Annotated in this window: 12 protein-coding genes and 1 pseudogene; 1 reads left to right on the top strand and 12 read right to left on the bottom strand. The window is 72.6% G+C overall.

Annotation, left to right across the window (positions count from 1 at the left end; genetic code table 11):
- Nucleotides 1-235 precede the first annotated feature (235 nt).
- Nucleotides 236-1,372, bottom strand: a complete 1,137-nt coding sequence (locus ACFYY2_RS01410) for a S1 family peptidase (protein ID WP_388736784.1) — start codon at nucleotides 1,370-1,372, stop codon at nucleotides 236-238.
- A 186-nt stretch (nucleotides 1,373-1,558) separates the two neighbouring features.
- Entirely contained in the window at nucleotides 1,559-2,857 is a 1,299-nt protein-coding gene (locus ACFYY2_RS01405; protein ID WP_388735443.1) for a carboxylesterase family protein, read from the bottom strand.
- A 204-nt stretch (nucleotides 2,858-3,061) separates the two neighbouring features.
- Between ACFYY2_RS01405 and ACFYY2_RS01400 the strand changes: the two genes are divergently transcribed.
- Nucleotides 3,062-3,709 carry an HD domain-containing protein gene (locus tag ACFYY2_RS01400; RefSeq protein ID WP_388735441.1) on the top strand — a complete coding sequence of 216 codons (648 nt, stop codon included), beginning with the start codon at nucleotides 3,062-3,064 and terminating at the stop codon, nucleotides 3,707-3,709.
- A 105-nt stretch (nucleotides 3,710-3,814) separates the two neighbouring features.
- Here ACFYY2_RS01400 and ACFYY2_RS01395 read toward each other — a convergent pair whose 3' ends face one another.
- From ACFYY2_RS01395 to ACFYY2_RS01350, 10 genes and pseudogenes are all read right to left on the bottom strand, one after another.
- Nucleotides 3,815-5,317: a UDP-N-acetylmuramoyl-L-alanyl-D-glutamate--2,6-diaminopimelate ligase gene (locus tag ACFYY2_RS01395; protein ID WP_388735439.1), complete on the bottom strand. Its 1,503-nt coding sequence runs from the start codon at nucleotides 5,315-5,317 to the stop codon at nucleotides 3,815-3,817.
- Nucleotides 5,318-5,629: 312 nt separating this feature from the next.
- On the bottom strand, nucleotides 5,630-7,189 hold the full coding sequence (locus tag ACFYY2_RS01390; RefSeq protein WP_388735436.1) for an ABC transporter ATP-binding protein: 1,560 nt from the start codon (nucleotides 7,187-7,189) through the stop codon (nucleotides 5,630-5,632).
- Nucleotides 7,186-7,995: an ABC transporter permease subunit gene (locus tag ACFYY2_RS01385; RefSeq protein ID WP_388735434.1), complete on the bottom strand. Its 810-nt coding sequence runs from the start codon at nucleotides 7,993-7,995 to the stop codon at nucleotides 7,186-7,188. The genes ACFYY2_RS01390 and ACFYY2_RS01385 overlap by 4 nt, the downstream gene beginning before the upstream one ends.
- The gene (locus ACFYY2_RS01380; protein WP_388735431.1) at nucleotides 7,992-8,945 is read right to left on the bottom strand and encodes an ABC transporter permease; all 954 of its coding nucleotides are present in this window, start codon (nucleotides 8,943-8,945) and stop codon (nucleotides 7,992-7,994) included. The genes ACFYY2_RS01385 and ACFYY2_RS01380 overlap by 4 nt, the downstream gene beginning before the upstream one ends.
- Nucleotides 8,942-10,534 carry an ABC transporter substrate-binding protein gene (locus tag ACFYY2_RS01375; RefSeq protein WP_388735429.1) on the bottom strand — a complete coding sequence of 531 codons (1,593 nt, stop codon included), beginning with the start codon at nucleotides 10,532-10,534 and terminating at the stop codon, nucleotides 8,942-8,944. Before ACFYY2_RS01375 ends, ACFYY2_RS01380 begins: the two co-directional genes overlap by 4 nt.
- A 221-nt stretch (nucleotides 10,535-10,755) precedes the next feature.
- A pseudogene (locus tag ACFYY2_RS01370) lies at nucleotides 10,756-11,535 on the bottom strand (class I SAM-dependent DNA methyltransferase); the annotation flags it as partial.
- Complete coding sequence (locus ACFYY2_RS01365; RefSeq protein WP_388735426.1) at nucleotides 11,532-12,806, bottom strand: MFS transporter; 1,275 nt, start codon at nucleotides 12,804-12,806, stop codon at nucleotides 11,532-11,534. The gene ACFYY2_RS01365 and the pseudogene ACFYY2_RS01370, both read right to left, overlap by 4 nt.
- On the bottom strand, nucleotides 12,803-13,870 hold the full coding sequence (locus ACFYY2_RS01360) for an enolase C-terminal domain-like protein (RefSeq protein WP_388735424.1): 1,068 nt from the start codon (nucleotides 13,868-13,870) through the stop codon (nucleotides 12,803-12,805). The genes ACFYY2_RS01365 and ACFYY2_RS01360 overlap by 4 nt, the downstream gene beginning before the upstream one ends.
- Complete coding sequence (locus ACFYY2_RS01355; RefSeq protein WP_388735421.1) at nucleotides 13,867-14,952, bottom strand: PLP-dependent cysteine synthase family protein; 1,086 nt, start codon at nucleotides 14,950-14,952, stop codon at nucleotides 13,867-13,869. Before ACFYY2_RS01355 ends, ACFYY2_RS01360 begins: the two co-directional genes overlap by 4 nt.
- Nucleotides 14,949-15,767, bottom strand: a complete 819-nt coding sequence (locus ACFYY2_RS01350; protein ID WP_388736781.1) for a hypothetical protein — start codon at nucleotides 15,765-15,767, stop codon at nucleotides 14,949-14,951. Before ACFYY2_RS01350 ends, ACFYY2_RS01355 begins: the two co-directional genes overlap by 4 nt.
- Between the last annotated feature and the right edge of the window lie 13 nt (nucleotides 15,768-15,780).

The raw sequence follows: 15,780 nt of genomic DNA, 5'->3' as shown, positions 1-15,780 counted from the left end.
GCCCAGGGCACTGCGCCGGCAGCAACCGCGCAGGCGGGCGACGGAGGCAGCCCGCGCATGGGTCTGCTGCGGCAGGGGGCCACCCTGCTGCCGCAGCAGACCGGTCACGTCCGTCGGTTCGTCCGGAGCCGGCGGAGTCCTTGCGTCAAGCGGTGGTGCGTGAGGCGGTGGTGCGACGAGCGGTGGTGCGACGAGCAGTGGTGCGTCGAGCGGTGTCGCGTCAGGCAGATGTGCGTCAGGCCGTGTGGAGGGTCAGACCGTAGCGGTTGAGGATCTCGTTGACGGGCTGGTGCCACGTCTCGCCGCCGCCGCTGCAGTTGCCCCAGCCGCCGGAGGTGACGCCCTGCGCCTGGTCACCGCTGATGAACGAGCCGCCGGAGTCGCCCGGTTCGGCGCACACGCTCGTCTTGGTCATCTGGCGCACGGCGCCCTGGCTGTAGTTCACGGTCTCGTTCTTCGCGAGGACGTTGCCGCAGTGCCAGTGCGTGGTCGAACCGGAGCGGCAGATCGAGGCGCCGATCGGAGCCTCGTTCGAGCCGCGGACCAACTGGTCGGACACGGTCCCCCAGCCGAGGACCACCGGAACCGTCCACCAGCCGCTGCCCACGTTCACCCAGGCGTAGTCGTTGTCGGGGAACGACGAACCCTGGAAGTTACCGATGGCCGAGCCGTCCCAGCCTCTGACGGCTCCGCCCGCCTGGCCGCAGTGCCCCGCGGTGACGAATCCGCCGTGCACCGAGAAGCCTATGGAACAGCGGACGTTGCCGGTGTAGTACGGGTCGCCGCCGACGGTGCCCGCGGCGAAGGTCTGCGGGGCCTCGGCGGTCCGCTCCACCGTCACGGGGCCGGCTTCGCGGGCCTTCGCCACGAAGGCGCGGACATCGTTGTCACCCTCCTCGGACGCGACGACGTTCACCACGACCGTGTTCGCGCGGGGGTCCACGTGCCAACTGCTGATGCCCTTGGGTGCGGAGAGGGCGTCCAGCCGGCTCTTGACCGCGTCGAGCCGACGGGCCGTGTGGTCGACCACCCGGACCTCGGCCCCCGTGGCCCGGACCGCACGCGCCGTGGCGCCGTCGGTCACCGCGACCGTCAGCTTGCCGCTGCCCGAGTCGAACCAGGAGCCGCCGTACGCCGCTCCGGCAGCGGCGCGTGCCGTGCCCTCCAGCGCGGTCGCCGCCTTCTCGGCGGTGAGCCGCGTCTGCGCCTGGCTCTTCGTCAGCCCGAGGTCGCGCTGCATCGCTTCGATGATCCCCGCGGAGGCCTGCGGTTCGGCGGCGGCCGAGGGGGAGTCCGCCGCGGAGGCCTGGGTGAGGCCGGCCGCGGCCCATGTACCGATGATGAGCAGTGCGGAGAGACCGGTCCGCACCATCGTCGTGTGTCTCAAGGGAGTTGCCCCTTCTGTTGTTCCAGCTTCGTGGGGGTGGAACAGGAAGCACCCGAGAGCGCTTTGAGAGCGCTCTCAGAAGTGCCGCTACGGACTGTAGTGCAGTTCGATAGGCAGGTCCATGCCAATGACACGGGCGGATTCGGCGGACTTCGCCGCTCGGGCGGGCGCTCAGGGTGCCAGCAGCGGCAGCCCCGCGGCCAGCCAGGGTGCGCGAAAGGCGTCCGACTCGCCGGACGGCCCGGCCGACGTGTCCCAGATGCGCGTCCGGCCGTCGGACGGGGTGTACGGGGGCCACCCGGGATCACCCGTCTCCACGAAGGCGGCCCACGCCCGTGTCAGGCGCGCCGACAGCGCGTGGTCGGCGGGTCCCGGCGGGCCGCCGACGAGGAAGTGGAGGCTCTCGTCGCCGAGATTGCCGAAGGCGAACGGGATGTCGGCGCAGTGCCAGGCCCTCACCCTCTCGCCCCGGCCGCCGCGCTGCCGCACGAAGCGCGACAGGTGGACCCGGCCGCCCGCTTCGGCATGGGCGTCCGCGAGCCGGCTGCTGTATTCGCCGAACAGCATGTCTCCGTACACGGCCAGGTAGATGTCGTGAACCGGCGCGCCCGGCCGGAGCGCCCGGTAGCCGTCCATCAGGGCGCCGGGCAGTCCGAAGTCCGCCGCGAACCGGGTGAGCCGATCCTCGCTGTCCACCCGTGCGCAGCTTCCGACGGCATCGAGAAGCCAGTATTCCTCGCTCGTATGGCAGACCATCAGGTCGATGTCCCGGGCGGCCCCGCCGTACCGGGCGGTGAGGGGTTCGAGGGGCAGTGACGGCACTCCGGCCACCGGCCCGTAGATGGCCGGGCCGTAGTGGCGCTGCCCCGATCCGGCGTCCCGCCGGTAGCCGTCGGCCACCCGGTCCGACGCGTCGACGAGGACCCGCGGCGAGGCGGACAGCAGTCCCTCGTACGTCGCCGGGACCCCGGCCGCCACGGCGACCTCGGCGGTGGTGCCGCCCGCCGACCCGGGCGTGGCGCAGGCGTTCACGGGGCTGTGGAGGATGGCGCGGCGGAAGAGGCCGCGCGCTTCGTTGAGCGTGACGATGATGATTCCGTGGCCGGCGAGGGCAGTGCCGTCGAAGTCGGGCTGAGCGGAGGAGCCGAAGACGTAGGCGCCTCCGTGGATCCAGACGAGCACGGGGAGCGGGCCGTCGCCCCCGGGCACCCAGACGTTGAGGCTGAGGACGTCCTCGTCACCCGGAGACCACATCGGGGCGCCGGGCAGTCGCGCGGACTGGGGCGCCACCGGCCCGAACTCCGCACAGTCCCGGACTCCCTCCCAGGGCTCCGGCGGACGCGGGGCCCTGAATCGGTTCGCTCCGAAGGGCGGAGCGGCGTACGGGATGCCGCGCAGTACGACGACGTCCGGATCACGCTCCGCCGGCCGGCCCGCGACCGATCCGGCCTTCGTGCTGAACACCTTCATCCCGCTCCCCCGTTCGCCCCTGCCGTTCCCGCTTGAGCATCACATCGGGCGGGTACCGCCGGCCAACACCTGAGCGGCACCCATTGACGCACCTGCGATGTGAATCGCCCGGGTGGCGCCCGGCCTGTCGGCCCCGGGCCCGGCGCGCCGGTCGCCGATCCTGGAGGGAGTCCGGATCATTCGCACAGGAAGCCCGGTGACACCATGCTGACCGATCCGCCCCCGGTAGCCGGCGTACGCGTACCCGACACGAAGCTCGCGGTCGAGGCGACCGAGCTGGTACGGGACACGACCGATGACCTCGTCTATCACCACTCGCACCGCGTCTATCTGTTCGGTGCCCTGCGAGGGCGTGAATGGGACCTCTCCTTCGATCCTGAACTGCTCTACGTCGCGGCCCTGTTCCACGATCTCGGCCTCGGTGAGCGCTTCCGCTCCAGCGGCCGGCGCTTCGAGGTGGACAGCGCGGACGAGGCACGCCGCTTCCTGCGGTCCCACGGGGTTCCCGAGGACAGCGTGCGCCGGGTGTGGACCGCCGTCGCCCTCCACACCACGCCCGGGATCCCCGCCTTCATGGAGCCGGAGGTCGCCCTCGTGAGCGCGGGGGTGGAGTACGACGTCCTCGGTCTCGGCTACGGGGAGGTCTCCGACGCCGACCGCGCCGCGATCGTGGCGCTCCACCCCCGGCCGGACTTCAAGCGGCGGATCCTCGCGGCGTTCACCGACGGCATCGGGCCGAAACCGGAGACGACCTTCGGCAATGTGAAGGCGGACGTGCTCCAGCACTACGTCCCGGGTTTCGAGCGCGGCGACTTCGTCCGGACCGTCCTCGACTCACCCTGGCCGGAGTGAACCGCACCGGGCGTGTGGCAGAAGGGACGAGGCGCGGCCGCTTCGGCACGGAGTGAGGTGGGTGCCCCGGGCAGCACGACTGCTCGGGGTTCTGGTCACACTCACCTACCGTGGGGAGGGGAGACGCCGAGCCGCGCTGACGGTGGCGAGTTCCCGCACCGCGGCCATGTCGCTGAAGGGCAGCAGGGCGTCACCGACGATCTGGTACGGCTCGCTGCCCTTCCCTGCGATCAGGACGACGTCCTCCGGGCCCGCGACCGAGAGCGCGAAGGCGATGGCGCGTCGGCGGTCCGCCAGACGCTCGTACGGGGTACCCGTCCCCTCGATGCCCGGTGCGACCTGGTCCAGGATCGCCTCTGGGTCCTCGTTGCGCGGATTGTCCGAGGTCAGGACGCACAGGTCGGAGTACGTCCCGGCGATCGCGCCCATCTCGGCCCGCTTCGTGGTGTCCCTGTCCCCGCCGCAGCCGAAGACCGTGATGATCTTGCCCTGGGCGAAGCCGCGGATGGTGCCGAGTACCTTGTCCAGGGAGTCGGGGGAGTGCGCGTAGTCCACGATCACCGAGGTGCCACCGGAGGTCGTGACACGTTCGAAGCGGCCCGGGATCTGCGGCATGCGTTCGAGCGCGGAGACCAGCCTGGCCAGATCGTGCCCGAGGAAGTGGCAGGCAGCCACCGTGGCCAGGGCGTTCGCGACGGAGAACCGGCCGGGGGCCGGGATGGCGGCGGGGTACTTACGGCCGCCGTGGTGAAGCGTGAAACGGGTTCCCGAAGCGTCCACGACCAGATCGGTGGCTCGGTAGTCGGCCTCGGCGTCGAGGGCGTACGTGGTCACCCCGCCTGGCATCATCGTCGCGATGCGAGCACCCACCGGGTCGTCGGAGTTGACGACGGCGTGCCGGCAGAGTCCCTGGAAGAGGCGGAGTTTGGCGTCACGATAGTTCTCCATCGTGCCGTGATCGTCCAGGTGGTCCTGGCTCAGGTTGGTGAAGACACCCACGTCGATGAAGGTGCGGTCGACCCGGTGGGTCAGCAGGCCCATCGATGTGGCCTCGAGTACCACGGTGCCGACCTCGCGATCCCGCATGCACCCCAGAAGGTACTGCAGGTCAGGGGACTCCGGGGTTGTCAGCACCGAGCGGGGCATCGGGATCAGTTCGTCGCCGATCCGGCTTCCGGCGGTCCCGATGACCCCGGCCCTCACACCTTGGGAGATGCGCAGCACGGACTCGACCATGTACGAGACCGACGTCTTCCCGTTGGTGCCCGTGACAGCCACCATGTCCATGCGCCGCCCCGGTTCACCGAAGAAGCGGGACGCGACGACGGCGGCTGTGGACCGGACGTTCGGCACCTGCACCACACAGGCCCCTTCCACCGTCCCCGGCAGCACATAACCGTCCTCCACGATGACCGCCGCCGCCCCTCGGGCCAGGACGGGGGCGACCGTGCCCGGACCGCCTTCCAGGTGGCCGGGCACCGCTATGAACAGCGAGCCCGGCACCGCCCGGTCCGCGTCGAAGGCCGTTCCTGCCGTGATGTGCGTTTCCGCGGGGTCGCCCTGAAGGATGCGGTGGTTCTGTCCGGCCAACAGTTCGCTCAGCTTCACAATGGTCCCTTCGAGGGTGGCTCGGGCCGTGCTGCGGCCGTCGCCCGAGCGCGGCAACGGCGGTACGCCGAGCTGCGGTGGTGACGTAAAGCGGGTACGACGTCGACGCGTTGTTCACGAGGAGGGCGCGGGGCACGGCGGAAGGGCAGGGCGCCGGGTGAGTGACCTCGGAAAGTCGCTAGCCGTGCCCGTGGAGGGCGGTACGGCGGTCTGCGAGCACGCCGGGGGCGGCCTGGTGCAGGCCCTTCCCACTGACGGCGGTGCGACTCATGTCGCCGAGTGTACGTCCGGAAGGGCGTGTGGGATTCCGCTTCAGGATCGGGCGGCCGCCCCCAGCATGCCCGCCGCTTCGAGCAGGGCAAGGGTGAAGGAGTGGCGGGGGGTGGTCAGGATCTGCTCCCGCGGCCCTTCCTCGACCACCTTCCCACCGTCCATGACCACGATCCGCGTCGCCCGTGCGGCCGCGCCGAGGTCGTGCGTGATCAGCACGACGCTCAAACCGTCCCCGTCCCCGTCGCCGGCGCCGGCGATCCCGGCGAGCAGGTCCAGCAGTGAGCGCCGGGTCACGGGGTCGAGTCCGGAGGTGATCTCGTCGCAGACCAGCACCCGGGGCCGGGCCAGTAGCGCCCTGGCGAGGGCGGCCCGCTGCAGCTCCCCACCGGACAGCTCGCCGGGTGGCCTCCTGACCACCGACTCGTCCAGTCCGAGGCCGGCCAGCGTCCGCCCGGCCTCCGCCGCCGCCTCGCCGCGCTCCGCGCCACGCAGGCGTACGGCCGTGCGGGCCACCTGGTCCAGGACGGATCGGTGTTCGTCGAAGGCGGCCCGGGCGTCCTGGAAGACGTACTGCACGGCTGCGATCTGTTCGGTGCTTCGTTCCCGCACACCGCGGGGCAGGGCGGCGCCGTCGAGCCGTATCCGGCCCGTGTGGTCGCGGTGGAGACCGGCGAGACAGCGGGCGAGCGTCGTCTTCCCGCTGCCCGAACGGCCCACGACGGCCAGCCACTCACCGTTGCTCACGCTCAGACGGCCGATGTCCAGCACCTGGTCACGAGTTCCGCTACTGCGGTGATGGGCTTTCAGATCCGTGACGGACAGGACCTCTTGACCCACCCGACCGGGAACCGCGTACGGATCCGCCCCGGGTTCGGAGAGCAGTTCCCTGGTCCACGGATGGGCCGGTGCGTCGAGCACCCGGGGGGCCGCTCCCTGTTCCACGACGCGTCCGCCGCGCATGACCACCACCTCGTCCGCGAGTCCGCGTACGACGTCGAGGTCGTGGCTGAGGAGCAGGACCGCGATGCCCCGGTCCGCGAGCGCCTTCAGCCGGGCGGCGACCTGACGTCTCGTCAGTGCGTCCTGTCCCGTGGTGGGTTCGTCGGCCACGAGTACGCGGGCGCCGGCGAGCAGGGCCTGTGCCAGGACCACGCGCTGCTGCTGTCCGCCGGACAGCTGGTGCGGATAGCGCCTCAACAGGGCCTCGCCGTCGGGCACCTGGGCGTCGGCGAGGGCCGAGGCGATGCGTCGCCGCGCGGCGGCGCGACGCTGCGAGCGGGGCAGTTCGCGCACCTGCTGCCGGGCCAGGTCGTACAGGAGGGCGCCGGTGCGGCGGGCCGGATTGAGTACGGCGGCGGGATGCTGGGGGACGTACCCGACCATGCCGCTGTCGACCGACACCTCGCCCGTCACCCGTGCGCCGGGCGGGTACTCCCCCAGCAGGGCGAGGCCGGTCGTCGTCTTGCCGCTGCCGGAAGCCCCGACGAGCGCGGTGACGGTGCCGGCCGTGAGCCGGAGCGAGACCCGGTCGAGGAGCAGCTTCGTGCCGACCTCGACGGTCAGCCCCGTGACGGTGGCGAGCGTGGGGGTCTGGTTCATGGGTGACGGGACTTCCTGCGAGCGGAGCGGTTCTCCAGGGCGGCGTCGACGAGCAGGTTGGCGCCCATGGTCAGGGCGACGACGAGCAGCGCGGGCACGACCACGGCCCATGGCTGGATGAGCAGTCCGGGACGGTTGCGGTCGACCATCACGGCCCAGTCGGAGGCGTCCGGGGCGACTCCGATTCCGAGGAAGGCGGCCGTCGCCACCAGGTAGAGCACCCCGGTCAGCCTGATCCCGGCATCGGCGGCCAGGATGCGCAGGATGGACCGGCCGACGTACCCGACGGCGATGCGCCACCAGCTCTCCCCCTGCATGCGCAGGGCCTCGACGGCCGGTCTGGAGGCCACCTCGGCCGCGGCCGCCCGCACGATCCGCGCGGCGTCGGGGACGGAGACGAACGCCACCAGCAGTACGAGCCCGGAGGCGCCCGGCGGGAGGGCGGCGGCGACCAGCAGGATCATCAGCAGCGACGGCACGGCGAGGAGGACGTCCAGCGGCCGCATGAGCAGTTCCTCCAGCCGGCGTCGCCGGGTGAGCGCGCTGATCAGTCCGAGCGGCAGCGCGACGGCATACGCGAGGGCGGTCGCGGCCAGAGCGACGAGGACGACGGACCGGCCGCCGAGCAGCACCTGTCGCACGACGTCCCGTCCGACGAAGTCGGTGCCGAGCGGATGCCCCGGGCCGAGGGTGAAGGAGGCCGACCGGGCCGCGGATTCCCCTACGAGGAGAGGTCCCGCCAGCGCGAGGCCGAGGGGGACGGCGACGAGGGCCGCCCCCGCTCCGTATCCGGCGAGGCGCTTCACGCGGCCACCGCCGAGCGCGGCGCGAACCGGTGGGTGACGAGGTCGGCGCCGAGGTTGAGCACGACCGTGGCGAGACCGAACACGACCGCGAGGCCCTGGACGACGGGGATGTCGCGGTCGGCCACGGCGTTCATGAGGACGGTGCCGAGTCCCGGGATCACGAACAGGGACTCCACGACGACGACGCCGCACAGCAGCCAGTCCACCGTCCGGGCGAGTTGCTGGGCGGCCGGGGCGAGGGCGTTGGGCAGGGCGTGCGCGTAGTGCACACGGGTGCGAGGGATTCCGTACCGCTCCGCCTGGGCCGTGCAGGGAGCGGCCAGGGCCTCGATCATGCCGGCCCTGACCAGCCGTGCGAGGGAGCAGACCGGCCGGGCCAGCAGGACCAGGACGGGCAGGACGAGCACCTCCGGCTGCGCGAGCACCCCGGGGCCGTGACCGAGTGCGGTCGGCGGGAGCCAGCCGAGCCGCAGCGCGAACACGCCCACCAGGAGCACCCCGAGGGCGAATTCGGGCACGGCGTAGACCGCGAGCGTCGCCGAGCTGATCACCCGGTCGGTGAACCGCCCTTCGTGACGGGCCGCGAGGACACCGAGACCCACGCCGACGGGCACGAGGAGCGCCACTGTGACCGCGGCGAGGAGGAGTGTGGGGGCGTACCCGTCCGCGAGGAAGCCGGACACAGGCCGTCCGGAGGTGAGCGAGGTGCCGAAGTCGCCGTGTGCGAGGCCGAGGACCCAGTCGCCGAGCCGTTCGTGTGCCGGCCTGTCGAGCCCCATCGCCTCACGGACGGCCGCGATGCGCTGCGGGTCGGGCTGGTCCCCGGCGAAGGCGACGGCCGCGTCGCCCGGCAGGGCCTCGGTGAGGGTGAAGACCAGCAGGACGACCGCTGCCGTCTGCAGGACCCCGAGGAGCAGCCGCCGGGCGATCCAGGAGCGCAGCCCGTTCACGCGAGCCAGACCTTGTCGAAGCGCGCCCAGTCCAGGGTGTTGGCGGGTGCGTCCCGTGCCACCCCGTGCAGGCTGCGCGCGGTACCGAGGATCCAGTCGCCGAATCCCCAGACGAGGAAGCCTCCCTCGGCGTGCAGTCGACGCTGCATCCGCCCGTAGAGCGCGGCCCGGTCCACCGTGTCCCTCGTCGACTGGGCCTGCCGGTAGAGGTCGTCGAAGGCCGCGTCCCGCCACTTGGTGGCGTTGGTGGTCGAGTCGGTGAGCAGCCGCTGGGAGATGTGGGTCTCGATCGGCATGGCGCCCGAGCGGTAGCAGCACAGGGTGCCCGAGTCCAGGACGTCCTTCCAGTACGAGTCCTTGCTCCCCATCCGTACGGTGACGGTGACGCCCGCCTCCGCTGCCTGGTCGCGGAGGATTCCGGCGGCCTCGGTGAAGCCGGCGGCGACGGCCGAGGTGTCGAGGGTGACCTTCAGGCCGTCCGCACCTGCCCGCCTCAGGAGTTGGCGCGCGCGGCCGATGTCCTGTTCGCGCTGCGGGAGTTCGTCCGCGTAGTACTCGTATCCCCGGCCGAAGAGGTCGTTGCCCACCTCTCCGGCCCCTGACAGTGCCCCGTCCACGAGTTCCCGGCGGCCGGCGATGTGGAAGAACGCCTCGCGGACCCGGGAGTCGTCGAAGGGCGGACGGTCGGTCTTCATGGCGAAGGCCTGCATGACGCTGTTGCGCAGCCTGATGATGTCGACGGACCCCGACCTCTCGTGGGCGCGCCCGGTGGCGGGATCGAGTTCGTGGGCGTACTCGATCTGGCCGCCGATGAGGGCGTTGATCCGTGCGGACTCCTCGTTGGCCACGAGGAGTTCGAGCTCGTCCAGGTGGGGGGCGCCGTCCCAGTGGGCGTCGTTGCGCCGCAGGAGGGTGGACCGCCCGGGCACGAAGGAGACGAGGCGGAACGGCCCCGTGCCGATGGGCTCCCGGTCGAAGCCGGTGGCACCGTCCTGGACGATGAACGTCCCGAACGCGGCCATCACGTTGGGGAATTCGGCCGTCGGCCGCCTGAGCACGAATTCGACGGTCCGCTCCCCCGTCGCGCGGCTGGCCGCGAGGTCTATGGGTTCCAGGGAGGCCCGGGCCCGGAACGCCTTGCGGGGATCGGCCATCCGACGGTAGCTGTACAGGACGTCGGCGGCCGTGACCGGCTTGCCGTCGTGGAACTCCGCCCGGCGCAGGGTCACCGACCAGCGGTCGAGGCCGCTGTTCGGCTCCCAGGTCTCGGCGAGCCTGGGCACGGCAGAGAGGTCGGCGCCGTAGTCGGCGAGCTTGTCGAAGAGCGCCTTGCCTCTGGCCGCGTCCGCGAAGAGGTTGCCGAGGTGGGGGTCGAGGGTCTCGCTCGCGCCGCCGCCCGCGAACGCGGCCCGTAGCCGCCCGCCGCGCCGGGGGGCGGCCCCCTTGTCCGCCGCCGGTCCGCCGGCGTCCGGCCCGGTGCACCCGGCGAGCGTCAGGGCGCCGAGACCGGCGGCTCCCCCGGCGGCGGCGAGGAAGCCGCGCCGGTGCAGGCCGGGGAAGGTGTGGTGTCTGTCGGCCGGTGCGGTCATGGCTGGTCTCCTGTCGCGGGGGCCGTCGGTGACGTGGTGGGTGTCCCGGCTGCCGGAGCGCGGGAAGGTCGGTGCCGCCGGGGCTTCGCGGCCGTCGTGGGTTCCCGGGTCGGTGCCGGTCGCCCGGACACCGCTGCTTCCCGGGTCGTCGCCGGTTCTCCGGGCTCCCCGGGTTTGCGCGGCTCCCTGGGATTCCGTGGCCTCCCGGGATTCCGCGGCCTCCTGGCGACCAGGTGGAGCCTGTCGCCGTCGGCGGCGCCGCCGGGTTCGTCGCCGGGCCTCCACGCCGGATCGGTACGCGGGCCCGGGCCGTCGTGCAGGGCCAGGACTTCGAAACCGTGGAGGCCCAGGAAGTGGCGCAGTTCCTGCGGCAGGAGCAGCCGCCACGCGGAGTGCTCCTCGACGGGCCCGCTGCCGTCGTCGGCGGTCCAGCGGCGGCTGCGCCTCAGCAGTTGCGCGGCACGGTCGACGCTCAGTGCGGTGGTCGAGGTGTAGGTGGTGCCGAGCCAGGTGAAGCGGGACACCGTGGGCCTGGCGGAGGGCTCGTCGCGGCCGAGGAAGTAGGCGCCGTTGCGCATCTCCGCGATCAGCAGACCACCGGGGGCAAGGGCGCGGCGGCAGGACGCCAGGAAGCCGTCGAGCTGCTCGTTCGTGTGGCAGTACAGCAGCGAACTGTCCAGGCAGACCGCGGCGTCGAAGGTGCGCGGACCGAGGTCGAAGCCGCGGAGATCGGCGTGGATGTAGTCCGGTCCGGGATGGCGGGCGCGGGCATGGGCGAGCATGGGGGGCGAGAGGTCCGCGGCGGTGACACGGCGCCCGGCGTCGTGGAGCCAGGCGGCGTCGCGGCCGGTGCCGCAGCCCAGGTCGAGCACGGCGGGGCCGGCGCCGTACCGTCGCAGGAGGTCTTCCGCCCAGCGTCCGGCCAGGTGTCCGGGATCGGGGAACCTGGCCTCGTAGAGCTCCGGCCGGTCGGTGAGCAGGTTGGCCGTCCGGTGTCTCACGCCGTCACCGCCACGGGTGCGGGCCGGGTTCCCGGGAGTGTTCCCGTGCGGTGCAGCCGGGCCACCGCGGCGGCCGAGACGAGCCCGGTGGCCAGGCAGCAGGCCCAGGGAAGCAGCGCGAGGACCGTGCTGTCCGCCCCGCCCTCACGTGCGATGTCCATGGACCACCCGACGGCCGTGTTGCCGAGGGCCGCCGCGATGCCGGAGAAGGCGTAGAAGACACCGAAGTAGGTGCCCGTCAGGCCCGGCCTCCCGAAGGCCGGGATCAGCTCCATCACGAAGGGCTGGGCGGTCATGACCCCGAGGTGGAGCAGCAGCGCTCCCGCCAGTACGGGCGTGAGGCGCAGGACCGCCCCGGAAGTGCCGCCGGGATCGGCCGGTGCGGCGACGAGCATCGGCGGTACGAAGGCGAGCCCCATCAGCACGAGTCCCGCGGCGATCCACCCGCCTCTGCTCCCCCGCGCCTTCAACGAGCGAGTGATGCGCAGTTGCAGGGTGATCCCGGCGACGGTTCCCACGACGAACACGAGGCCCGCGGCGCCGTCCCAGCCGGTCGCCCGCCGGGCCGTGTCGGGGAGCAGCAGATAGAGCTGGTTCTCCAGCGTGAACATGCCGACCATGGCCAGGGCGAAGACGAGGAAGTCGCGGTTGCCGACGGCCTCCCGCCAGTCGGAGGCGACGCTGCCGGTGGCCGGACCGGCGTCGTGGGGCGGAAGCACCAGGGCCTGGGCGAGGGTGAGCAGGGCGAAGATGCCGGAGGCGGTGAGCGCGGCGGCGCGGAAGTCGACCAGCAGCAGTGCACTGCCCAGGAGCGGACCGACGAGGGCGCCGGTGGTCGCGAAGACGTTGAAGAGGGCGAACGCCTCTGCTTTGCGTTCCCCGGACTCCTGGGCGAGGAAGGTGCGGACGGCGGGGTTGAAGAGCGCGCCGGCCACTCCGCTGAGCACCGAGGCGGCCAGCAGGACGGGCAGCCCGTCGCCGAACGCGAAGAGGGCGAAACCGGCCGTGCGTATCGCGCAGCCGGCGATGATGACACCGCGTGCCCCGAGCCGGTCGGCGGCGGAGCCGCCTATGAGGAAGAGCCCCTGCTGACTGAGATTGCGTACGCCGAGGACGACGCCGACGACGGCCGCCGACAGACCCAGGTCGTCGCCCAGGTGTGTGGCGAGGTAGGGGATGAGCAGGTAGAAGCCGGTGTTGACACCGAGCTGGTTGACCAGGAGCAGCCGGATCGCGAGAGGAAAGGCGCGGACCTCGTGCAGGATCCTCATGAGGCCTCACTCCATGCCCCGGCCGCCTCACGGGGCCGTACGCCGAGGCCGGGCCGCCCGGTGGCCCGGACGAAGCCCTCGTGGCCGCCGATGCCCGTCCACGGGTCGTGGGCCAGCAGGAGGTGCCCGTCGAGGTCGGTCCAGCGGGCGCGGTCGGCGATGTGGACGGCGGGGGCGATTCCCAGGGTGCTGGCGGTGAGGCAGCCGAGCATGAGGTCGGTGCCGCTGCCCTCGATCAGGGCGGCGATCCTCAGGGCCGCGTGCACGCCTCCGCACTTGGCGAGCTTGACGTTGATGCCGTGGACCCGTCCGGCGAGCCGGCGGGCGTCCTCCTGGGTGACGGCGTCCTCGTCGGCGATCACGGGCAGCGGTGAGCGGGCCGCGAGCCGGGCGAGGGCTTCGGGGTCACCTGGGGCGACGGGCTGTTCGACCGCTTCGATGCCAAGGTCGGCGTACCGGGGAAGAAGCCGTCTCGCCTGCCCCACCGTCCAGGCCCCGTTCGGGTCGAGGAGGAGGCGGGCGGCCGGTGCCGCCGCGCGGACGGCGCGCACCCGGTCCAGATCGGACTCGTGGTCCGGGTCGCCCGCCTTGATCTTGATGACGGAGAACCCGGCGTCGGCGAGCCTGCGCGCCTGGGCCGCTGCCCGGCCGGGCGAGGTGAGCGAGATCGTGCGGGCGGTGGCCGCCCTGGGGGGCACGGGAGAACCGAGGAAGCGGTGGACGGCCGTGGCGGTGCGCCGGCCCACCAGGTCGAGCAGTGCCGCCTCGGTCGCCGCGGTCACCGCCGCCGGGGTGCCGGCCGGGGTGAGTTCACCGGTGCGCAGGGCGTGCAGTGCGGTCTCCGGTCCGGCGAAGCGTGCCAGGCGCTCTCCGGTGCGGGCCGCGAGGCGTTGCAGGGCAGGGGTGTCGAGTCCGTAGAAGACGCTGGTGACGGCCTCGCCGTGGCCGCGCAGCCCGTCGTGCTCGATGGTGAACCACACGGCGTCGCGTGCGGTCATGGTCGAGCGGGAGATGCGCAGCGGCTCGGTGAGGGTGAGCCGGACGGTGCGCTGGGTGAGTTTCACGGCTGTCCTTCCGGGCGCTCGGCCAGCGGGTCGGTCACGGTGGTGCATCGGGCCCAGCCCCCGGCGTGTGCGGCGCGTGCGTGCGGGATGTCGACGGGGCCGACGGCGGCGAGGCGGGGGTCCAGTTGGTGGGCGGTCATGAAGTCGTCGTCGTAGACGCTGCCGAGGTAGCGGTGCGGTCCGTCCGGGAACACCGTGGCGACGGCCGCTCCGGGGTGGGCATCGGCGGCCCAGGCGGCGACCCGCGCGACGGCGCCCGTACTCCACCCGCCGCTGACGAAGTTGCCCCGGGCGAGGCGTCGGCAGGTGTCGACGGCCTCGGCCGGGCCGATCCAGTGCACCTCGTCGAAGGCGCCGTGGGCGACGTTCCGCGGGTGGATGCTGCTGCCGAGTCCGCGCATCAGGCGGGGAGCCGCGGCCTGCCCGAAGATGGTCGACCCGGTGGAGTCGACGGCGACGAGGCGCAGGGCCGGCCAGTGCCTGCGCAACGGCCCGGCGATCCCGGCACTGTGCCCGCCGGTCCCGACGCTGCAGACGAGGATGTCGAGATGGTCCAGCTGCGTGGCCAGTTCCGCCGCGAGGGAGGCGTAACCGGCGGTGTTGTCGGGGTTGTTGTACTGGTCGGGCCAGTACGCGCCGGGGAGACTCCCGAGGAGGTCGTGCAGCCGCTCCAGGCGGGCACCCTGCCAGCCGCCCTGATCCGCGGGTGTGTCCACCAGCTCCAGGCGGGCGCCGTAGGCCCGCAGCAACTGGCGCATGGAGGGTTCCAGTTCGGTGTCGCCCACCAGCACGACGGGATGTCCGAGCGCCTGGCCCGCGAAGGCGAGACCTATCCCGAGGGTTCCGGAGGTCGACTCCACCACCGGTGCTCCGGGAAGGAGTTCGCCGCGTTCCTCGGCGCCCAGGAGCATGGAGACCGCGGCCCGTGCCTTCATGCCGCCGACGGCATGCCCTTCGAGCTTGGCCCAGAATCCGGGGTGGCGCCGGGGCAGTGCCGTGGTGATCCTGGCCAGCGGGGTGCGGCCGATGAGCGCGAGCAGCTCGCGGTTGGGGGCGAGGGTGGGAAGGAACGCCGTGGTCACCGGGCACCTCCGTCGTCCGCGCGGTAGCGGTGGACGACGCCCGGTCCGCCGTCGAGCCAGAAGAACGGATAGGGCTCCGCGCAGACCGCGCTCACGCCGGCACCCAGGAAGCGGGGCAGTACGGCGCTACCGGTCTGGGCGAACATGGTGAGGGGTTTCCCCAGCTCCAGAGCGCGGCGGCGGAGCGGGTCGAAGGTCCCGTTGCCGAGGGTCATGCCGGAGGCCAGCACGGCGTCGCAGCGGTCGGTCCCGGCGAGGGCGTCCGTGAACACGGGCTCCCCCCACTCGGTGACGCCTCCCTTCAGATCGCACGGAAGCGCCGTGAATCCGCGGGAACGCAGCTCGTCCAGAAGGGAGTTGACGACGCCCACGACCAGCACGGCGGAGCCGGGCGCCGCGTCCAGCAGATCGACGACAGCGGCGGCTCTGGCCCGCGAGCGGTCCAGCGAGCTTCCGGAGGGGACGGTGACCGGCTCCGCGCCGGCGGCGCTGTGCGGCTGTACGTCCATCAGATAGGCGTCCAGCGCCGCGACCCGCACCGGCAGCAGCGGGTGGGCGAGGAGCGCGGCGACGTCCGCACCGGCGCACTCCTCGACGGTCCCGGCGGCGAGTGTTCCCGGCTCCACCGAGCACGAGCCGACGGCACGGCCGACGCGCAGGCTGAGGACCTCGTTGCGGTATCCGCCTCGCCGCCCGTCGTGCCGTGCGGCCTGGGCCGTCGTGAAGGCCACGGTGACCCGACGGGTACGGGGCGCCGGACCGAGCTCTCCGGCCAGGGCCTGGCCGACGAGGGTGCCGAGGGACGCGGGGGGCATACGGGTCGCCGTG

Source organism: Streptomyces sp. NPDC001822, from assembly GCF_042892135.1.
GTDB lineage: Bacteria > Actinomycetota > Actinomycetes > Streptomycetales > Streptomycetaceae > Streptomyces.
This window is presented reverse-complemented; position numbering and strand designations above follow the sequence as displayed.

What these genes read in the sequence shown, in the direction of transcription:
- ACFYY2_RS01350 (WP_388736781.1), bottom strand. Translation starts at nt 15,767, where the DNA reads ATGCCCCCCGCGTCCCTCGGCACCCTCGTCGGCCAGGCCCTGGCCGGA.
- ACFYY2_RS01365 (WP_388735426.1), bottom strand. Translation starts at nt 12,806, where the DNA reads ATGAGGATCCTGCACGAGGTCCGCGCCTTTCCTCTCGCGATCCGGCTG.
- ACFYY2_RS01400 (WP_388735441.1), top strand. Translation starts at nt 3,062, where the DNA reads ATGCTGACCGATCCGCCCCCGGTAGCCGGCGTACGCGTACCCGACACG.
- ACFYY2_RS01390 (WP_388735436.1), bottom strand. Translation starts at nt 7,189, where the DNA reads ATGAACCAGACCCCCACGCTCGCCACCGTCACGGGGCTGACCGTCGAG.
- ACFYY2_RS01405 (WP_388735443.1), bottom strand. Translation starts at nt 2,857, where the DNA reads ATGAAGGTGTTCAGCACGAAGGCCGGATCGGTCGCGGGCCGGCCGGCG.
- ACFYY2_RS01375 (WP_388735429.1), bottom strand. Translation starts at nt 10,534, where the DNA reads ATGACCGCACCGGCCGACAGACACCACACCTTCCCCGGCCTGCACCGG.
- ACFYY2_RS01410 (WP_388736784.1), bottom strand. Translation starts at nt 1,372, where the DNA reads ATGGTGCGGACCGGTCTCTCCGCACTGCTCATCATCGGTACATGGGCC.